The sequence below is a fragment of the Streptomyces sp. NPDC007084 genome (genome assembly GCF_040703595.1).
Classification (GTDB): Bacteria; Actinomycetota; Actinomycetes; order Streptomycetales; family Streptomycetaceae; genus Streptomyces.
The window spans coordinates 1-1,233 of the sequence record NZ_JBEYFY010000133.1 but is presented as its reverse complement, the minus strand read 5'-3'; the positions used below and the strand labels follow the sequence as shown (position 1 = coordinate 1,233).

The following is a 1,233-nucleotide window of genomic DNA, read 5'->3' as shown; positions in this document are numbered from 1 at the left end:
GGTCCTGCAAGAGGGCCGCTGGCCTCCGGGCCCGGTATGACTGTTGCCCCCTGTCGAACAGATGACCTGGGGGGTGGTGTCACCGGGCCCGAGGGGTGCCGTCGGAGACGCTGATCAGAGGTCCGGCCACCGTCCGGCCCGGCGCAATGCCGGGCAGCTCGCGGGCGGCAGGTCTGCATAACGTGGATGCGCGCGAACGGCCCCGCCGCCGAGGCCGGCACGGCATCGACGCATGTGGGGGCACGGTGATCGACATCGACGCAACGGGCGTCTTCCTCGGCCTGGACGCCGGCAAGAGCAACCATCACGGCCACGGACTCACCCCGGCCGGGAAGAAGGTCTTCGACAAGGCCCTGCCTAACGGCGAACCCCAGTTGCGGGCCGTCTTCGACAAGCTCAAGGCCAAGTTCGGCACCGTGCTGGTGGTCGTGGACCAGCCGGCCTCCATCGGCGCCCTGCCGCTGGCCGTCGCCCGTGACGCCGGCTGCAAGGTCGCCTACCTGCCCGGCCTCGCGATGCGCCGGATCGCCGACCTCTATCCGGGTGAGGCCAAGACCGACGCCCGGGACGCGGCCGTCATCGCGGACGCCGCCCGCACCATGCCCCACACGCTGCGCTCCCTCGAACTCGCGGACGAGGTCACCGCCGAGCTGACCATGCTGGTCGGCTTCGACCAGGACCTGGCCGGCGAGGCCAACCGCACCTCCAACCGCATCCGCGGCCTGCTCACCCAGTTCCACCCCAGCCTCGAACGCGTCCTCGGCCCCCGCCTGGACCACCCCGCCATCACCTGGCTGCTGGAGCGCTACGGATCCCCGGCCGCTCTGCGCAAGGCCGGCCGCCGCAAACTCGTCGAGGTCGTCCGGCCCAAAGCGCCCCGCATGGCCCAGCGGCTCGTCGACGACATCTTCGACGCCCTCGACGAACAGACCGTCGTCGTCCCAGGCACAGGCACCCTGGACGTCATCGTGCCGTCGCTGGCCAAGTCGCTGGCCGCCGTCCACGACCAACGCCGGGCACTGGAAGCCCGGATCGAAGCCCTGCTGGAGGCCCACCCTCTTTCGAAGGTCCTGACCTCGATGCCCGGCATCGGTGTCAGGACCACCGCAGTCCTCCTGGCCACCGTCGGCGACGGCAGCACCTTCCCCAGCGCCGCCCACCTGGCCTCCTACGCCGGCCTCGCCCCGGCCACCAGGCAGTCGGGAACCTCGATCCACGGCGAACACGCCCCCA

General features: G+C 71.4%; 1 protein-coding gene. It reads left to right on the top strand.

Going from position 1 to position 1,233, the window contains the following annotated elements:
* Positions 1–245: 245 nt before the first annotated feature.
* Positions 246–1,233: IS110 family transposase (locus AB0912_RS35900; protein WP_366707535.1), on the top strand; the 988-nt coding region annotated here is incomplete at its 3' end.